The sequence below is a fragment of the Aerosakkonema sp. BLCC-F183 genome (assembly GCF_041929145.1).
In the GTDB taxonomy this organism is placed as follows: domain Bacteria; phylum Cyanobacteriota; class Cyanobacteriia; order Cyanobacteriales; family Aerosakkonemataceae; genus Aerosakkonema.
The window spans coordinates 170,251-188,396 of sequence record NZ_JBHFNU010000048.1; the positions used below are offsets into that span (position 1 = coordinate 170,251).

General features: G+C 43.9%; 17 protein-coding genes. 7 read left to right on the forward strand and 10 right to left on the reverse strand.

All coding sequences use genetic code 11. The features are described from left to right. Positions 1-10: 10 nt before the first annotated feature. The 5 genes from ACE1CD_RS13835 to ACE1CD_RS13855 form a co-directional block, all read right to left on the reverse strand. Entirely contained in the window at positions 11-829 is an 819-nt protein-coding gene (locus ACE1CD_RS13835) for a hypothetical protein (RefSeq protein WP_374824811.1), read from the reverse strand. 173 nt (positions 830-1,002) lie between these two features. Beyond that, positions 1,003-1,575, reverse strand: coding sequence for a thioredoxin family protein (locus ACE1CD_RS13840; protein WP_374824814.1), 573 nt, complete (start codon positions 1,573-1,575; stop codon positions 1,003-1,005). A gap of 78 nt (positions 1,576-1,653) precedes the next feature. After that, a complete protein-coding gene (locus ACE1CD_RS13845; RefSeq protein WP_374824816.1) occupies positions 1,654-3,129 on the reverse strand; it encodes a phytoene desaturase family protein in 1,476 nt (491 codons plus the stop codon). A gap of 199 nt (positions 3,130-3,328) precedes the next feature. Continuing rightward, entirely contained in the window at positions 3,329-4,267 is a 939-nt protein-coding gene (locus ACE1CD_RS13850; RefSeq protein ID WP_374824818.1) for a hypothetical protein, read from the reverse strand. A gap of 108 nt (positions 4,268-4,375) precedes the next feature. Further along, entirely contained in the window at positions 4,376-6,931 is a 2,556-nt protein-coding gene (locus ACE1CD_RS13855) for a CHAT domain-containing protein (protein ID WP_374824820.1), read from the reverse strand. Positions 6,932-7,058: 127 nt separating this feature from the next. Here ACE1CD_RS13855 and ACE1CD_RS13860 point away from each other — a divergent pair, with 127 nt between their 5' ends. The 6 genes from ACE1CD_RS13860 to ACE1CD_RS13885 all read left to right on the forward strand — a co-directional run bounded on the left by ACE1CD_RS13860 (position 7,059) and on the right by ACE1CD_RS13885 (position 13,311). Then, complete coding sequence (locus ACE1CD_RS13860) at positions 7,059-11,123, forward strand: cobaltochelatase subunit CobN (RefSeq protein ID WP_374824823.1); 4,065 nt, start codon at positions 7,059-7,061, stop codon at positions 11,121-11,123. Positions 11,124-11,140: 17 nt separating this feature from the next. Then, on the forward strand, positions 11,141-11,371 hold the full coding sequence (locus ACE1CD_RS13865) for a hypothetical protein (RefSeq protein ID WP_374824826.1): 231 nt from the start codon (positions 11,141-11,143) through the stop codon (positions 11,369-11,371). Between the two features lie 48 nt (positions 11,372-11,419). Further along, positions 11,420-11,977 (forward strand): hypothetical protein, encoded by a 558-nt coding sequence (locus ACE1CD_RS13870; protein ID WP_374824829.1) that lies wholly within the window; start codon positions 11,420-11,422, stop codon positions 11,975-11,977. 296 nt (positions 11,978-12,273) lie between these two features. Then, the gene (locus tag ACE1CD_RS13875) at positions 12,274-12,447 is read left to right on the forward strand and encodes a type II toxin-antitoxin system HicB family antitoxin (RefSeq protein WP_374797431.1); all 174 of its coding nucleotides are present in this window, start codon (positions 12,274-12,276) and stop codon (positions 12,445-12,447) included. Between the two features lie 180 nt (positions 12,448-12,627). Further along, on the forward strand, positions 12,628-12,954 hold the full coding sequence (locus ACE1CD_RS13880; RefSeq protein WP_374797433.1) for a DUF433 domain-containing protein: 327 nt from the start codon (positions 12,628-12,630) through the stop codon (positions 12,952-12,954). A gap of 6 nt (positions 12,955-12,960) precedes the next feature. Next, on the forward strand, positions 12,961-13,311 hold the full coding sequence (locus tag ACE1CD_RS13885) for a DUF5615 family PIN-like protein (protein WP_374797435.1): 351 nt from the start codon (positions 12,961-12,963) through the stop codon (positions 13,309-13,311). Between the two features lie 89 nt (positions 13,312-13,400). On the opposite strand, the gene ACE1CD_RS13890 is transcribed toward ACE1CD_RS13885, so the two are convergent. Continuing rightward, entirely contained in the window at positions 13,401-14,231 is an 831-nt protein-coding gene (locus tag ACE1CD_RS13890; RefSeq protein WP_374797437.1) for a serine protease, read from the reverse strand. Positions 14,232-14,344: 113 nt separating this feature from the next. After that, on the reverse strand, positions 14,345-15,007 hold the full coding sequence (locus tag ACE1CD_RS13895; RefSeq protein ID WP_374824832.1) for a COP23 domain-containing protein: 663 nt from the start codon (positions 15,005-15,007) through the stop codon (positions 14,345-14,347). A 152-nt stretch (positions 15,008-15,159) separates the two neighbouring features. Here ACE1CD_RS13895 and ACE1CD_RS13900 point away from each other — a divergent pair, with 152 nt between their 5' ends. Further along, entirely contained in the window at positions 15,160-15,504 is a 345-nt protein-coding gene (locus ACE1CD_RS13900) for a Dethiobiotin synthetase (protein WP_374797441.1), read from the forward strand. A gap of 229 nt (positions 15,505-15,733) precedes the next feature. Here ACE1CD_RS13900 and ACE1CD_RS13905 read toward each other — a convergent pair whose 3' ends face one another. The 3 genes from ACE1CD_RS13905 to ACE1CD_RS13915 form a co-directional block, all read right to left on the reverse strand. After that, the gene (locus ACE1CD_RS13905; RefSeq protein WP_374797443.1) at positions 15,734-16,315 is read right to left on the reverse strand and encodes a hypothetical protein; all 582 of its coding nucleotides are present in this window, start codon (positions 16,313-16,315) and stop codon (positions 15,734-15,736) included. Positions 16,316-16,331: 16 nt separating this feature from the next. Next, complete coding sequence (locus tag ACE1CD_RS13910) at positions 16,332-17,435, reverse strand: zinc-binding dehydrogenase (protein ID WP_374797445.1); 1,104 nt, start codon at positions 17,433-17,435, stop codon at positions 16,332-16,334. A 507-nt stretch (positions 17,436-17,942) separates the two neighbouring features. Next, complete coding sequence (locus ACE1CD_RS13915; protein WP_374797447.1) at positions 17,943-18,113, reverse strand: hypothetical protein; 171 nt, start codon at positions 18,111-18,113, stop codon at positions 17,943-17,945. Positions 18,114-18,146 lie beyond the last annotated feature (33 nt).

Consider the following 18,146-nt stretch of genomic DNA (forward strand, 5'->3'; position numbering starts at 1 on the left):
ATTATTGTTTTTAATTTCCATCTCCGCGCCAGAAATAACGCAACCACCACTGACCTTTAGCACGGATAAAACTGACTCGATAATCCCTCGGTTCGTAATAAACAAATCGATTTTGTACCCATCCTTTTTGGCCGTTTTTTAATACAACTGGCGTCCAGCCATCAGGAGAGTTTATTGCCTGTTGCAACCGTTGGGGCAAATTATCAAAAGTTTCTTTATCAAATTGGACGATATCTCTAGAAAGTTCGTCTACTACAGGAGAACCGGAACCTGGTTCTGACCTGACATTGACATTTTGACCTAAAATTGCTACTTGTTGTTGCCAACCGAATTTATAAATTTGTTTGCCGAAGGTGATTGGACAAAACCATATATCGGAACCGAGTTCTTGTTCGGGTTCTGTTGTGTCTGGGTCTATAGTACAGCCGGCAGTAATTGCCTTTTCTAGGTACTGCCAAAAAGGTGATTGTCTGTTATCAATATTATAAGTATTGAGATCGATCGCACCACCAAAACCCCACTGAGTTTTGGCATTGACAATATTACGAATAAATTTAGCATCGCGTCGCTTTACTGCATCCAAAAGACGCAACCGAAATTGGGAAAACTCGCTTGCTTTTGGTGGCGGCGATGAATTTTGTTGCGTGGGTGCGGTTTCTGCAATATCGGGGCTTGGATTTGATGTAGAATCATCTGTAGATTCAGGAAATATCTCACCTATGGTAGGTGCAGTTTGTCTGTTGTTGAGGTAAGAAATGGCTGCCAAAGTCGAGCCGGTTATTGCGCCTATGGCTATCAATATAATTATCAAAAATTGTTGAGATTTCATGGTTGTGTCTCTGGGAGTTAAATTGATAGGGATTGTTTGTTAACAGCAAATCACATTTTGGTGCGTTATGCTGATAGCTAACGCACCAAAATGTATTTCACAAGTTATCAAAAATGTCATAAACCCGCTTTGTCTGGGAAAACGGGTTTTTGGGGGATAATATGCGATAATATCTAGGATGGTTCGTTACCGGGCTTCCATTTAATATTGCAGCCAATGCTCGGTTTTTGGTCTTGGGTAACCGGTTTATCCGATAATACCGCATCTATGGCGCTTCGCAAATCCTTCCCCGTCACCGGAATGCCGTTACTCGGACGACTCTCATCCAACTGACCTCGGTAAACTAACTTGCGATCGCGATCGAACAAAAAAAAGTCTGGTGTGCAAGCAGCCGTGTAAGCCTTAGCAGTTTCCTGGCTCTCATCGTAGCAGAAGGGAAACGTAAATCCCAACTCAAGCGCCATCTCCTTGAGTTTATCGGGTGCATCGTTTGGATAATTGGCAACATCGTTAGCGCTAATAGCAACTATCCCGATGCTTTCTGCTTGGTAATCTTTTCCCAGTTGCGCCAATTCTGTCTTAATATGCTTGACAAACGGACAATGTTGGCAGATAAACATTACTAACAGAGCTTTTTTGTCAGCAAAAGTAGCAAGCGATATCGTTTCACCAGATACCACATCCGGTAAATGAAAATCGGGTGCTTTAGTACCCAATGCCAACATAGTGGAAGCGGTTAACGCCATTGCAACAACTCTTCTATTCGAGTAATTTTTTATCAAGATATCAGATTAACTGAGCTTTTTTGTTGCTGTTTTGGGTAGTTAATTCAACAAAGAATTAGCGCACAAAATACCGGAGGCGGCGACGGCGGGAACGCCAATTCCAGGCATGGTGCTGTCGCCAACGCGGTACAATCCCGGAATAGGGGTTTGTGGGCCTGGAAATGTGCCTTTTCTGGCGGCAATTCCTGGGCCATAGGTTCCTTTATATCGACGTAAGTAATAGGCGTGAGTTAGGGGTGTACCGATGAGTTCCAGCACAATGCGATCGCGAATATCGGGAATTACTTTTTCTAAGGCGCGAAATAAAGATTGCGATCGCGCTTTTTTTCTCTCTTCATATTTATCGTCTCGCTGCCAATTTTCGTAAGGTTCTAAAGTATAAGCATGAACCACATGATGTCCGGGTGGCGCGAGATTTTTATCCCAAAAAGAGGGAATGGAAATCATACAAGTATTACCCGGTTCGCTAATATCTAAATTAGCATCATGTACGACAACGTGATGTCCGGTAATATTTTCCAAACCTTCTGCACGAATACCCAAATGCAAGTGCATGAAACTATCAACAGCAGGAGTAGTGAGAGACTTTTGGCGATACGATGTTGGCAAATCTTCTGGTTTCAGCAGGTTAGTGTAAGTATCCCAGATAGTTGCATTGGAAATAACGATCGCTGCTTTGATAATTTCCCCATTCTGCAAGCGAACACCGACAACTTTGCCAGATTCTAATAGGATTTGTTCAACATGGGCATTCAATCTTATCTTTCCGCCCCAGCGTTCCAAACCTCTCACCAAAGCATCAACAATTGCGCCACTTCCTCCCACCGGATAATCGACGCCGATGTTGCTGCGTTCGCCTAGCATAAAAGCGACTTCTGGCGCAATAGTTCCCTCTGCTTTCAAACCGGATAAGAGAAAACATTCTAAATCGATTAATCTTCGCACCCAAGGATCTTTTACCTCTTTATCCATCACCTCACCAACAGAACCTTGTACGATTCCGATTTGAGGTAATAATTTTAATAGTGATGGCAGATATCTTGTCAGCAAGATAGGAATTATCTGCCAATCTGCGCGTAAAGCTATAGTGGGGATACCTTTTAATGCTTCGTACAATTGCAGCAAGGGTTTTTCAAAGCGTTCGAGTTCGAGCGCACCTTGCGGAGTAATTTTTGCTACTTCTTTTCGGTAACGTTCCCCATTGCTATAAACGGGAAAAATACCTTCGGGAAAATGATAGTGTCCCATCGGATCGTAACTCACAGTTTCCAGAGATTCTCCCAAAACTTCCAGAACTTGACGCAACGGATTGAGACTTTTGGGATGATTTAAGCCACAATAAAATGAAGGGCCAGAATCAAAATGAAATCCCCGCCGCGAGAAGCTGTGCGCTGCGCCACCGGCAATAGCGTGACTTTCGCAGACTAACACTTTTTTGTCGTAACGTGCGAGTAGTCCAGCAGCTGTTAAACCGCCGATACCGCTACCGATAACAATAACATCGAGATTTTGCATAGTTGAAAAAAGCGATCGCGAGAACAATAGACCTCTCCAAAAATTATTGTGGGGTAGGCATCCTGCCTGCCCTTTGAGATTCTTTTGGAGGAGATGTCTAATTATTTTGTACCATGAGAGGTAGAACCTCCGGATTTCGTGACCTAGTTCAACCAGGTCACGAGAATAGAGATTCCACCTCTTGGCGCTAGATTTGAATTTAGCTACTAAATCTAGCCAGCAATTCCTCGCGAGATAATTGCAGCAACAGCACAGTAAACTCCTGCGGTCGTAACTCCAACAAACGCTCAATAATTGCCGAAAGTTGCTCATCTAAAGCACCAAATCGGACTTGCAACAAATTTTCGATCGTAGCGCGACGTTCCTCCATCATACCTTGCTGCAAACCTTGCTGCAAACCTTGCTCCACGCCTTGCAGGACGCCTTGCACTATAGCCTCTTCCCGCAATTTCAAAATTATTGGTGATAATTCCATAGCTAACTCCCGATCTTCATTATCTATATTTTGACTTGCTTGTAAGGTTGCCTGCAAATTAGACAACAACAAAAGAGTGTTTGAACGGAAGGGATGATCTGGTGGAAGTGCGCCTACTTCGTTAATAGCCTGTTTTTGCACTGTTCCTTTACCCAGAAGTCTCAGCCATAGCGTTTCTGGAGTGCGAGGTAACTGGTGAATTGCGACGATCGCAGTTTTTTGATACTCCCCCAAAAAGTATACACCACTTGGCCAATTATCTGGATCGGGGTCGGCTTTAAACCCATTTAAAATGTTTGCTGAAACAGTGGGAGAAATAATCCACAACCCTGGTAAATCTGCCTCGTCGATCTGAATTTTTTCCCTTTGACGCTGACGCAGTAAACTAGCGTGCTTGTCGAATAGTTTACCCATACAACTGCGAATTTGTATCGGCGATACGGCATTCCGGAAAGGCTCAATGATACATGGGGTATGGGCAAATCTTCCTAGTAAACCCAGCACTCCTACATCTCCCCTTTGTTCGGATGGGTAAGGTGTGAACACCACATCAATTTCTCGCACTTCGCTGGCGAGTTCTTGGCTAACTTTCACCTCACCCAGAGGGGTTAACAATTCTTGGAAATAGTCCTTGGCAAATCGATCGTAAATAAATCGATTCATTTTAATTAAAACATAGCTATATTAAATTATAGGATATTATCGATCGACACTATCCATCCTTAACAATATTTACACTAAAAATTACTTATAGCGGTTAGTTAAATTCCTTTATTTCGCTTCCCCAATCAAAGTAAATGCTGCCCAATCTCTCGGATTGGGATTTTGTTTCATTGTTGTCAGCATCGCTTGTCGCAATGCTTGCACTTTATCAATATTTTTTGACAAATTTTGATAAAATTCTGTCATTAGAAACGCGGTGGGGCTATCCGGTACTGACCACAGAGAAACGATTACGCTGGGTACGCCTGCGCCAATGAACGCACGGGAAAGTCCGATGACGCCATCGCCGCTAATTCTCCCCCTTCCCGTATCGCAGGCGCTTAAAATTGCGAGTTCGGCATTTAATTTCAAGTTGATAATTTCTCGTACAGTTAATAAACCATCGTCTTTTCCAGAAGGAGCTAAAGCCAGGGAACTTTGGAAACCGTACATATCATCGAGTAACCCGTGAGTTGCCAAATGAATAATCCTAGCGTTAGGCATTTGTTGCACAATATTGCTTTTGGTTGCTTGGTTTCCAGTAATAGCTTGAGTGGATAAAATAGTGGCGATCGCATTTGCTTCTTTTTCCGAGCCAGGTAAACTCGGTAACTGTTCCGGCGGTGCGTTAACTTTGGGACGAATGCTCGGCATTGTGGGATTTCCCACGACAAGCGATCGTTTATTTGTAGAATTTTGCAAGCGTTGTTTGGCTTGGCGAGTTAAATCCAAAACTTGAATCGAAGGAGCCGTAAGAATAGTATGCTTTTCTATTAGATATTTCCCCGCACTATCTTGCAAAGCTGCAAAAGGCACCATAAACAAAGCGTCTTGAGGAATGAACGTAACGCGCTCATTTGGATCGGTTGGTAATAAATCCGCAATTGGCGCGATTAGTATTTTATGCAATTGTTGCAATCCCGAATTGTTGGGTGTATTATCAGTCCTAGCAGCAACGGTAATACCGCGACCTCCTACCCCAAAAGATTGGCGCGTGTCCCGGATAATTTGTTCGAGAGATTTTTTATATTGTCCCCGCACAGCTTTCAAATCCACTCGCCGAAACGCCACTTCACCTGTTGGTTTGATCACCCAAATCAACAGTCCGGTTTCATAAGGCAACTCTTTGTTTAGTCGCAGTTGATAGATAAAATTATTGTCATTATACAAGACGGTATACTGCACCAAAGTTGAATTCCGATCTTTGGCAATTTGTTTGATTTGATTGAGGTTTGGTGGTGCAATTTTCGGTTGAGCTTTCGCATCAGCAGCTAATCGAATTGCCAACAAATCTACAAAAGCTCTGGCTCGACCTTGCTCTGCAACTTCCAGTGCTGCCTCTGTTTTATTTTGGGTTACTAAAACTTGTTGCCAATTGCGATATGTATCGATTATCCAATTATATAAATACAAGTTTTGATCGTCGCGAGTTTGGCTGGTTGGGATGTTAGTTATTTGGCTTTGCTCTCGGCTGATTTCAGATAATTTAATTGCTTCTCGCAACGCCGTTTCCGCTTCAGCTAGCTGTCCGGCGCGAAACTGCGTTTGCCCTAAATTAGCTAAGGCATACATTTGCTGTCCTTGAATTTTATTTGCTTGATAAATTGCCAAGCTTTGTTTTTGCAACTCTAATGCTTTGGGATAATTCCCCATTAGGAAGTAAATGCGCCCCAGATCGTCAAGAGCCATCGCTTCCCAAACAGCGTTATTTGTTTGTTTGGCGATCGCACTCATTTGTTCCAAAAGTGCGATCGCTTTCTGATCATTACCCATCGGTGCATAAACAGATGCTAACTGCTTCAGCGTCGTCATCTCATAAAAGGCGTTTCCGGTTGCTTTTGCCAGTTGCAAAGCTTGTTCGTAATATTCAATTGCTTTTCCATCGTCCTTCAATTGATGTTGATAACTGACTCCTATCATCCACAAGGCGTTGTATTCCTTGACTTTATCTCCCAATTCGCGCACAATAGCTAAATGCTGCTGCCATAGATCGACAGCTTTTTGCGGTTCCGAAATACCACTATAAAGAATGGCTAAATTCATTAGCGTATATGCTTCTTTGTCGCGCTTATTAAGCTGACGCACTATAGTTAAATGCTTCTCGTAAGTTTCAATTTGTTTTTGAATGTTGCCAGTGAAAGCGTAAGCAGTGGCTAAATTCTCCAAAATAACTTCTTGATTCTCGCGATCGCCCTTCTGCTGTGCAATTTGCAGCTGCTGTTCTAAAAACTTAATTCCGTTGTCATCTCCCAATTTGCTGTAAGCTGTAGCTAAATTTCTGACAATCTGTGACAGGGTAGGGTCTTTGATTTCCCGTGCGATCGCCCAAGCTTCTTGCAGCAGTGCGATCGCTTTCTGGTACTGTTCAAAGTAAATAAAAGCATAGCCAGCATTATTCAAAATACGTACTTCATCCTGTCGATTTCCCTCTTTTCTTGCATTAGCTAATTGTTCCCCATACGTATTAATAACTTGTTGATAAGCTGCACGCAGAACATTTGCATCTTGCGCCTGCACAGATGAGTTCCAGACAAGTTTTCTCGGACTTAAGGTGAGGCTAGGTATGGGCGTAAGCGTGAAGAGGATAGTCAGGAAAGCACAGATGTTAATTTTTGGCGATCGCATTTTCGTCATGTGGGTGGATGGTTTCCCCTTCTGGACGGGGGGGTTCGGTAATTAAGAAATCTTGTTCTCTGTTTTAACCTGAAAAGCCCTTTAAGATCGAGATGAAGAAATATTTCGAGCTTGGGCCATGAAACGCATCGTCTTGATTGCTGGGTTTGAATCCTTCAACGCCGACTTGTACCGCAAAGCCGCCGATTTTGCTGTCAAACGCTGTCCGGACTTGGATATCAGGGTGTTTAGCGACATTGCACTACGCACCGAACCCGACAACGTAGCAGCCGCACTCCAAAGCGCAGATGTCTTCTTCGGCAGTTTGCTATTCGACTACGACCAAGTTTTATGGCTGCGAGAAAGAGTGCAAAACATCCCTATTCGCCTCGTATTCGAGTCAGCCTTAGAGTTGATGAGTCTGACTCAAATCGGTGCATTCAAAATTGGCGACAAACCCAAAGGAATGCCCAAACCAGTTAAATTCATTCTCGATAAATTCAGCAACGGTAGAGAAGAAGACAAACTCGCCGGCTACATCAGCTTCTTGAAAGTAGGCCCCAAATTATTAAAATACGTGCCAGTGCAAAAAGTACAAGATTTGCGTAACTGGCTGATTATTTACGGTTATTGGAATGCTGGCGGGACAGATAACGTCGCCTCAATGTTCTGGACGCTAGCTGAAAAATATTTAGGTTTAAAAGTAGGAGAAATTCCGCCTCCAGTCGAAACCCCAAATATGGGATTATTGCATCCCGATTATCAAGGATATTTTGAATCACCACGTCAATATTTGAAATGGTATCAAAATATTAGCGGCGGGCAAGATGCCCACCCCACAAGAGATCCATTGTCAAAGGGCGGGCAAGATGCCCACCCTACAAGAAATAATCCCAAGACCACAAAACCAATTGTCGGCATTCTTCTTTATCGCAAGCACGTTATTACCAAACAACCTTACATTCCCCAATTAATTCGCCACTTTGAACAAGCAGGATTAATTCCATTACCCATCTTTATTAATGGCGTTGAAGGTCACGTTGCCGTCCGAGATTGGATGACAACCGCATACGAAACCGCCCAAAGAAAACAAGGTAAAATTGAAACTCCATCATTATCCAGCGAAGCAGTTGAAGTCGATGCGATCGTCTCTACAATCGGTTTTCCCCTAGTAGGTGGGCCAGCGGGTTCGATGGAAGCGGGGCGACAAGTTGAGGTTGCCAAACGCATCCTCAGTGCCAAAAATATACCTTATATTGTATCCGCACCTTTGTTAATTCAAGACATACATTCATGGACTCGCCAAGGCGTTGGGGGGTTGCAAAGTGTCGTATTGTATGCTTTGCCAGAATTAGATGGTGCGATCGATCCCGTTCCCCTTGGCGGTTTAGTAGGAGAAGATATCTATATAATTCCCGAACGAGTAAAACGCCTCACTGGGAGATTGAAAAAGTGGATATCCTTGCGACGAACGCCACCATCCGAACGCAAAATCGCCATTATTTTGTATGGATTTCCACCCGGATATGGTGCTACAGGTACAGCAGCATTATTGAACGTACCGAAAAGTTTAATCAAATTCCTCCAAGCATTAAAAGCAGAAGGTTATACAGTCGGAAATTTACCAGAAGATGGTGAAGAATTAATCCGCTGGGTGAAAGTAGCTGATGAGAACCCCACCCCAGCCCTCCCCGTCCACGGGGAGGGAGCAAGATTTTCTACCTCCGTTAACGGGGAGGGAGCAAGATTTTCTACCCCCGTTAACGAAGAGGAACCAAGATTTTCTACCCCCGTTAACGAGGAGGAACCAAAATTTTTTACCCCCGTTAACGGCGAAGAACCAAGATTTTCTACCCCCGTTAACGAGGAGGAACCAAGATTTTCTACCCCCGTTAACGAGGAGGAACCAAAATTTTCTACCCCCATTAACGGCGAAGAACCAAGATTTTCTACCCCCGTTAACGACGAAAGAATGAGATTGTCCCCCCCCGTGGACGGGGGGGTTAGGGGGGGTTCCACCGTCAATATCCGCACCCTAGAAAAATGGTTGGGATACCTATTAACAAATCGCATTAAAAAACAATGGAAATCTCTAACTGCTACAGGTATAAAAACCTATAATGATGAATTCCAAATAGGTGGCATCCAACTAGGAAATATTTGGATCGGCGTGCAACCACCCTTGGGAATATCCGGCGACCCCATGCGGTTAATGTTCGAGAAAGATTTAACTCCTCACCCTCAATATGCCGCCTTCTACAAATGGCTGCAAAACGAATTTCAAGCAGATGCTGTTGTTCACTTTGGAATGCACGGCACTGTTGAATGGTTACCGGGATCGCCGCTAGGAAATACAGGCTATTCCTGGTCAGATATACTTCTGGGAGATATGCCACATCTATATATATATGCAGCCAACAATCCCTCAGAATCAATGTTAGCAAAACGGCGCGGTTACGGCGTATTGATTTCCCACAACGTACCACCTTACGGACGTGCTGGCTTATACAAAGAATTGGTCTCCCTGCGCGATTTAATCTCCGAATATCGAGAAGACCCGCAGAAAAATTACGTCCTCAAAGAAGCCATCTGCAAAAAGATACTAGACACAGGTTTAGATGCAGATTGCCCGTTTGAAGATGCCAAACGCTTAGGTATTCCCTTCACTCCTGAAAACCTGCGGATGTTTAGCGCCGATGTCTTTAATCCGTATTTGGTCAAACTGTACGAATATTTGCAAGTTCTGGAAAATCGCCTCTTTTCATCAGGTTTGCACGTTTTGGGCGAACCACCAAACGAAGAGGAAATGGCATCTTATTTGAATGCCTATTTTGGCGAAAACCAAGAAACCCGGTTTCTTGGAGAAACCGGGTTTCTAGACACTCCGAACCAAGCTGCTGCCCAAATTCGCGATTTGTTGATGCAAACTACCGACGAATTAACCAATCTATTGCGCGGATTGAATGGCGAATACATTCCCCCTGCACCTGGGGGCGATTTATTGCGAGATGGTGCAGGCGTTTTACCTACAGGTCGCAACATTCATGCTTTAGATCCCTATCGGATGCCTTCACCAGCAGCTTACGAAAGAGGGCGAGAAATTGCCAAGAAAATTATCGACAAACACCTGAAAGAAAACGGCCAATATCCCGAAACAGTTGCCGTGATGTTGTGGGGTTTAGATGCGATCAAAACTAAAGGTGAATCTCTCGGTATTCTCCTAGAATTAGTAGGTGCGGAACCTGTAAAAGAAGGCACGGGGCGCATCGTGCGCTATGAATTAAAACCACTAACAGAAGTCGGACATCCGCGCATAGATGTGTTGGCAAATCTTTCGGGTATTTTCCGCGATAGCTTTGTCAATATTATCGAATTGTTAGATGATTTATTCCAACGCGCTGCTGATGCAGATGAAGCACCAGAACAGAATTTTATTCGCAAACACGCTTTAGCAATGAAAGCAAAAGGTGTGGATAATGCAACGGCGCGATTATTTTCTAACCCCGCTGGCGATTACGGTTCGTTGGTAAATGACCAAGTTGTTGCTTCTAATTGGGAAACAGGCGATGAGTTGGCGAATACTTGGCAAGGGCGAAATGCGTTCAGTTACGGCAGAAAAGATAAAGGTGAAGCGCGAAAAGAAATCCTCAATGAATTGTTGCAAACTACTGAAACAGTTGTGCAACAAATCGATTCGGTTGAGTATGGTTTAACCGACATTCAGGAATATTACGCCAATACAGGAGGTTTGAAAAAAGCAGCAGAGAAACAACGCGGTAAAAAAGTAAATGCCAGTTTTGTCGAAAGTTTCTCCAAAGATACCACGCCTCGCAATTTAGAAGATTTGCTGCGAATGGAGTATCGCACCAAATTGCTAAATCCCAAATGGGCTGATGCAATGGCAAATCAAGGTAGTGGCGGCGCTTATGAAATTTCCCAACGTATGACCGCGTTAATTGGTTGGGGTGGTACTGCCGATTTTACAGATAATTGGGTTTACGACCAAGCGGCTGATACCTATGCTTTAGATGAGGAAATGGCTAAGAAATTGCGCGATGCAAATCCCGAAGCTTTCCGCAATATTGTTGGTAGAATGTTAGAGGCGAATGGGCGCGGTTTTTGGCAACCGAGTGAGGAAAGGTTACAGAAGTTGCGTGAGTTGTACGATCTGACGGATGAAGAGATTGAGGGTGTAACTGTTTGATTCGGAGGTAATTTAAGATGATTAATCCATTGATTGAGAAGGAAATTTTCACTCAACTGAATAAGTTGAGTGATGAACAACAACAGCAAGTGCTAGACTTTGCGCGATTTTTAGCAATGAAAAACCCGGTTGGTGTACCGGGTAAGGAGTTGTTGCAATTTGCTGGTACTATTTCCCATGAGGATGCGAAAATTATGTTAGAGGCGATCGAGGAAGGGTGCGGACAGGTAGATTTAAATGAATGGTAGATTTTCGGAAAGCTAAATTTAGAAAGAGAATAACACTTAAGTTTTACCATGTCTACAGAAAAAGTAACAAAAGTTAAAAATGCTTTGGGGAAAGTAATACATCTAACTACAAAGGAAATGTTTCGTAGTTTGTTTTTTCCTGGGTATATTATTTACGAAGTTTTACTTGATTCCCAAAAGCCAGAAAATATAGACTCTCGTCTTGCACGTTTAGAACAAATTAAACAAGACTTGAAGGAGGCAATATCAGCAGTTGATAGTTTACAAAGTGAGGCGCAACAAAGAAAAGGAGAGGTGGAAAAATTACGTGCTGCAATTAAAAAATTAGAAGAAGATAAGAATAATGTCGAAAACATTTTACAAGTTTCCGAAGAATCATTTGCCCGTCTTCTTAGTCGCGCTAATTCAAAGGGGCGTATTCGGGGATGGATTGACGGTCTTATTGTAGGCTTTGTTTCTGGCGTGATTTCTAGTTTAGTAGCTGGGTATATTGGTAACGTTTTGAATCCACCTACAAAAACACCAAGCGCACCAATACTAGAGAACCAAACCTCACCATCAGCGCCACCTAAAACAAATTCAAAGACACCTGTCAACCAAAAATAATCTTATCCATCCAAAAATGCCTGAAGACTGAAAATATAATGCCTGCCCCAGATACATGGCAGGTCTTTTTTTCATTTTTTGTAATACATCGTAAAAATCATCCATATCCAACTCGCAACAAGTTAACGCTAAAACATCTTTTCTGTTACCTGAAATTCTCAACCAGTTTACAGCAAGGCTCACATCCAAGGACGATTTGTGCGATCGCCCCTTCATTAGCCATCTTTTAAAGTAGCGCGATCGTCCTCACCCACCAAATCACAAAACCAACTTATCCCCTTGCAAAATATCTAACAATGGAAAACACATTTACTGCGGTATTTGAAAAAGTAGACGATTGGTATATTGGTTACGTTGAAGAATTACCCGGTGCCAATGTACAGGAAAAAACCCTGGACGAAGCCAGAGAAAGTTTGCAGGAAGCAATAGAATTAATCTTAATATCTAATCGCAAATTGGCTGAACAATAAATTTATGGTAAATCTGTAATCCGAGAGCAGATTAAGGTCAGTATCTAATGAAGCGAAGAAAACTAATTCAATATTTATAAGGGAACGGATGCTTGTTTCTCCGCGAAGGTAATCCCTTTGTCAACAGTATACTGTAAAATATAAAACCATACCTACAACAAAACAATGGAGGTAAAGCCTATGACGATTTTATTTCCAGCCGAACCCGTACCCTTGGAAGTCCACCCTGATGGGGTGGTGCGAATGGTGGGAACGCGGGTTACACTAGATACAATTGTTGCTGCTTTCAATCAAGGGGCGACTGCTGAGGAGATTGCGTTTCAGTACCCATCTTTGCAACTAGCTGATGTGTATGCTACGCTCTCGTTCTTTTTACGTCATCGTCCTTATGTGGAATTATATTTGCAGGAACGGCAACAAGAGGCTACGGAAATTCGTAAATTAAATGAGGCTAAATCTGAGCCTCAAGGGGTGCGCGATCGCTTATTAGCACGCCAGACACAATAACTAATTATGTTACGATTTTTGGCAGATGAAAACTTCAATAACAATATCATAAGGGGCTTACAACGTCGGCAGCCAGAATTAGATATTGTTCGTTATCAAGATGTTGGTCTTTTTGGTACAGATGACTCTATTGTGTTAGAGTTTGCTGCGAAAGATGGGAGAGTTTTGCTCACCCATGACGTAGCTAAAATTACACAATATGTTTATCAACGACTTGAGGCAGGATTATCTGTACCGGGAGTGTTTCAAGTAGGCTTTGATGTTCCCATCATTCGCGCTATTGAAGATATTTTGTTATTGGCAGAGTTCAGTCTTGATGGGGAATGGGAAGGGCAAGTCCGTTATTTACCTTTGTGAAATATTCCCATAGGTAGGGGTAAATTTATTGGTGATGAGCAAGTGATTAAATTTTTACTCGATCGCCCATCACCAATTACCTCTTAATCTTATCTAAACCTTTGCTGAAAAGTGGCGATCGGAATAGCCCAGCTTAATGCTTCCATTTGCTTGAACAGTGCTTGGGATGGTGCTGTTCCATCCGCAAATCTGTAAGCTTGAATGCCTTGTGGGGGAAATTTCAACCGCCCGTTAATTCCCACCAACTCACCTTTATTATTCAATACAGGCCCGCCACTCATACCATCTTCTATTTCGTTAGTGTAGCCTAGTTGGTAGCCTCTGGGGAGCGATCGCTCTGCAACCATCTCCACATATCCCTTCGTCAAACGAAACGCTCTCAAACCCCAATCGCGGGTATTTTCGATCGCATCTCGGTTCAGAAAGCGCCAATTGGGAAATCCGGAAGCGTATACTTCATCGCCAATTGCTAGGGAATTGGAATTTCCCATTGCTGCAACTTGATAAGATCGATCGCTAGTAAATTGTACTATGGCTAGATCGTTATCTCCAAATCGGGCAGAGCGCTGCACCCGACCAGAATAGCTGCGCCCATCTGAGGTTAGAATTGTATAGCGATCGCCTCTCTCCACCACATGAGCGCAAGTCAAAACTGTGTAGGTTTGCGCCTTTCGATCGATGATTACACCAGAACCACCACCGTCATTCTCTAAAATCCGCACCGTGACTTCCCTAGCTATTTCTGCTACAGAAATGTTATTTCGCGAGCGGCTTTGAGCTACTTCTAACGGTAATTTATTGGCGTTATCCAAACTGTTATTAATATTAGGTATAACTGCAACCCCTGATAGCATCACTAGACCATTTAATGATGCGATCGCTGTCAAACGAGTCCCCAAACCAATTAACGACAGATCCACAATCAATTCTTCCCCTGAAAATAGTTTTCCAGATACCTATTAATTAGCAAACCTGGAGAGGTTAAACACTCCCCAGGTTTGCTAGTGGAAATCGACAATCCACTCAATTTCACTTAGATACCGTTGTTATTCCTACCCCCAGAATTAGTTCCAGAATTATTTCCTGTTCCGGGGCGAGTAGTAGAGCCACCGCTGTTTCGAGAGCTAAATGCTTCGTTAACCACTCTTTCCAAACTGAAAGTTCGTCGCCGTGCCGTCGAACTATTGTTAGGTCTAAGCGAGTAAACTGGACGACCAGAACCAGTTGTACCAAACTCCAGCAAATTGGCTAGAACTTCATCTGGATTTTGGGCGCTCCGACGATCGAGGGTGAACAGCAAATTGTCGGAATTACAACTAGAAGATCCACCGTTAATGTAACAAACAACCGGTAGATTATTTAGGGTTCCAGTAGTCAAGTATAAATTGCTGAGACGACCGCCATTGTCGGCAACTGCTCTGGTCAATCGATCGGAAACAATGCGGCAGCGTTGTTGAGGAGTATAGTCAGGGCCAAATTCGGTGGTTCGCCAAACTACGATCGGTGATGTAGTGCGATCGCCTCTTGCGGCGATAGTAGCAAAATTTCGATTTTCGCGAACGCAACGAAATATTGTTGTTAATTCTTCGGCTTCTTGAGTTTGCGCTTGGGCTGTACTCGCTACGACACCAGAAACAGCGCCAGAAACAGCGATTGTCGATACTAAAAATTGAGCCAGGAATTTCTGGGATTTCATAGGAAACTCTTCCGATTATGCTTACTTTTAAGGTACGATCTTGCTAATGCTTCGTACCTCATCCAGATGAGTGATCTGACAGGGTTATTCTGGATATTGTTCCTAAATGTATTTTTTGACTATATCGGTTCTTTAGTTGCAAATATCGCTGTATGGATGACAAAACAGCTCGTAATTTTTTAATCGCTCAGGGAACAGCTTTGCTAACTCAGCGCAATCCCGATGACTTGCTTGTGCGTCTGCGATCGGGCAAATCGCCAGTCCCCGGTCAGCTGACATCTATATTATTAGCGCTGAAAATTGCGTTCGACGCTCTCAAGGAGGAAACTCACCTCGATCGCGAGCTCGTCTATGCGATACACCAGTTGTGCTTTGAGAGTCGCCAGCTATACGACGCCGGACTTAGATCTGGGGTCGAGTGGCCACCGATGTTGAATGAAGATTTGCATCGGATCGCGATCGCAGTTAGGAGTATCTTCGCCGGCACTTGGCAGTAGTCAGTCGGGGAGTCAAAAGTCAAAAGTCAAAAGTCAAAAGTCAAAAACAACAGGAAAAAGGAGAACGGGAGAAAATGTCCGAAAGTTAAAACTAAAAAAGAAGAGTGAGAAGGAGGAGGAAACATTAAAATGGAGTAAGGCAGAGCAATGATGGAAAATTGGTCATTTTAAAGCCATAAATTCCTAGTTTTGACTTTTGACTTTTGACTTTTGACTTTCCCTCACTCCTTCAACGATTGCGAAGTTCGGATTCCAACTTGTCTAAATCGCTTTTGAGCAAAATGGCGATTTTGCCGGTGATGGGAAAACCCTGTCGCGGTTTGGCAATTTCTATCCAGTAAGCATATCTGTCGCCTAAACGCAGTTCTCCTTGCAATGCTTCCTCTAAAGGGGCGGCTGTATTGCGTGCTTCTCTCACCGTCGCTTCGTTAGGGTAAGCATAAACTACCCGCGCTCTTTGATAATCTTGATAAATACCCAATCCGTAAATTGTTCGCAAAGATTCGACGAGACGATCGAACGTGACGCCATTGATGAGATCGAACAAATCGATTTGCTCGGTGCGAATCACACCTGGGTCTCCCCCAGCAGTTGCGATACCCGGTGCGAGGACAGAAGCTTGAAATATAAATCTGACTGCGGCAGTATCGCTTTTGCGTACTAGCAATGTTTCGCCGCTACTCGGTCGCAGGGTGGGGTGCGCCTTAATCCAGGCGGCAACTTGGTCGGTTGTTTGACCGGGTAAGGCGTTGACTTTTGAAGTAAAAAGGCAAAAGGTAAAAGGCAAAAGAAAGATTAATTTCAATTTCATCTTTGCGCCCGATCCTTCATGATTTTGTCGGTTCGATCGCTACTTTAATCGCTTTGCGATCGCGCATATCGCGAAACACTTGTTCTAAATCTTGCAGGGGTCGATGTTCGCTAATCAGTAATTCAAACGGTATGATGCGACTTCCCAGCAGCGAAAGTGATTCTCTCACGTAGGTGGGCGTGTTGTGAAATACACCTTTAAGAGTCAGTTCGCTGTAGTGCAGTTGTTCTGTATTTACTGTAATGGTTGTATCTCGCGGACAACCTCCAAATAAGTTAACCGTTGCACCGGGACGGGCAGTTGCGATCGCACTTTCCCACACTGCTGGCACACCCGTTGCTTCGATTACCACATCCGCACCCCATCCGTCTGTCAGTTCTTTCACCACTGCTGGGATGTCGCTAATTTGGTGATAATTGAAAGTTTGGGATGCACCCAATTTTTTACCAATCTCTAACCTTTGGTCGTTGCCACCAAATAAGAATACCTCAACTGGATTTTGGATTGCGGATTGGTGAGCAGAATTTTCTCTGCCCCATGCCCCATGCGCCAAAACAGCTACGAACATCAACCCGATCGCACCATCTCCCAATACCACGACGCGATCGCCTGCTTTCACGTTGGAACGGGCTACCCCATGTAGCACGCACGCCAGCGGTTCTGTCATCGATGCCAGGGCGTCGGGCAAGTCATCCGGGATGGACAGGAGGTTGTGCTGTACGATCGCCGCCGGAATTTTCAAGTATTCCGCAAATGTGCCGTTATTCCAAGTTAAGTTCGGACAGAGGGAATATTCTTGACGTTGACAAAAGAAGCAATTCATGCAGGGGGCAGAATTATTTGCCACCACGCGAGTCCCTATCGGGAAAGCTTCGCTAACGCCCACCTGCCAACCCGAAACATTCTCCCCAACAGCCACAATCCGCCCAGATGCCTCATGACCGAACAAAGTCGGGGGTCGCAGCATTCTGGCGTGACCGCCGCGACGCCACACTTTCAGGTCTGTACCGCAAGTGGTTGCCGCCGCAACTTCTATCACAACTTCACCTGCACCGGGAATCGGATCGGGCACAGATTCCAGGCGTAAATTCTCTTGACCGTAAAGTACAGCTGCTAACAAAACCGATCAACTTACCGCCGATAGCGGACGCGACTGCTGTTTTAGAGTATCACAATGCAGCGACCTGATGGAAAGTAACGATGGCACTTCCTGGTGACAGGAGGTACAAAACCAATAGATCCCTTGAGAGCGAATGTGGCGGAGTAGGGTGCTTCCACAACAAGGACAAGTATTGCTGCGCGTATTCATCTTAACCTTGCCTCTTCATTAAAATCCGTTAATTAAATGGTTGGGGTTTTGACAAAAAAAACCAACGATAATCCAAAAGTGCTGAAAATAAAGTGTATAATCTCAAATTCAGATGCCTGTTCGTCAACCCAGCTGAGTGGCAGCATTTCATAATGTTGTACTCTTTTATCTGAAAACCCTTGCGGGAGTAGCTAAACCGACTCTAGTTGATCCAGGTTTTGGCGATCGCCAGACGCAAATAAAATCGCCAAGCTTAAAATTGAGCTATTTGTCTTGCTTTTTGGGGTTTTGAACGGTAAAATTAAAATCGTTCAAAGGTTAAGGTTCAAACTCAATACAGGGTTGCCAATATATTGTTTGCCCTGGATTTGACCAGAACTCCCTTCTCCCCGTTGTACCGAAAGCGGAAGCGTTGGAGCGAGTCCAGCCTTGTTTTGAATTAACCGTAAGTTTCCAGCAATTGGCAAGTTCGGTTAATTGTTTCAACATATCCTCCTCCTGAGTTGAGCTGTCCGATCGCTT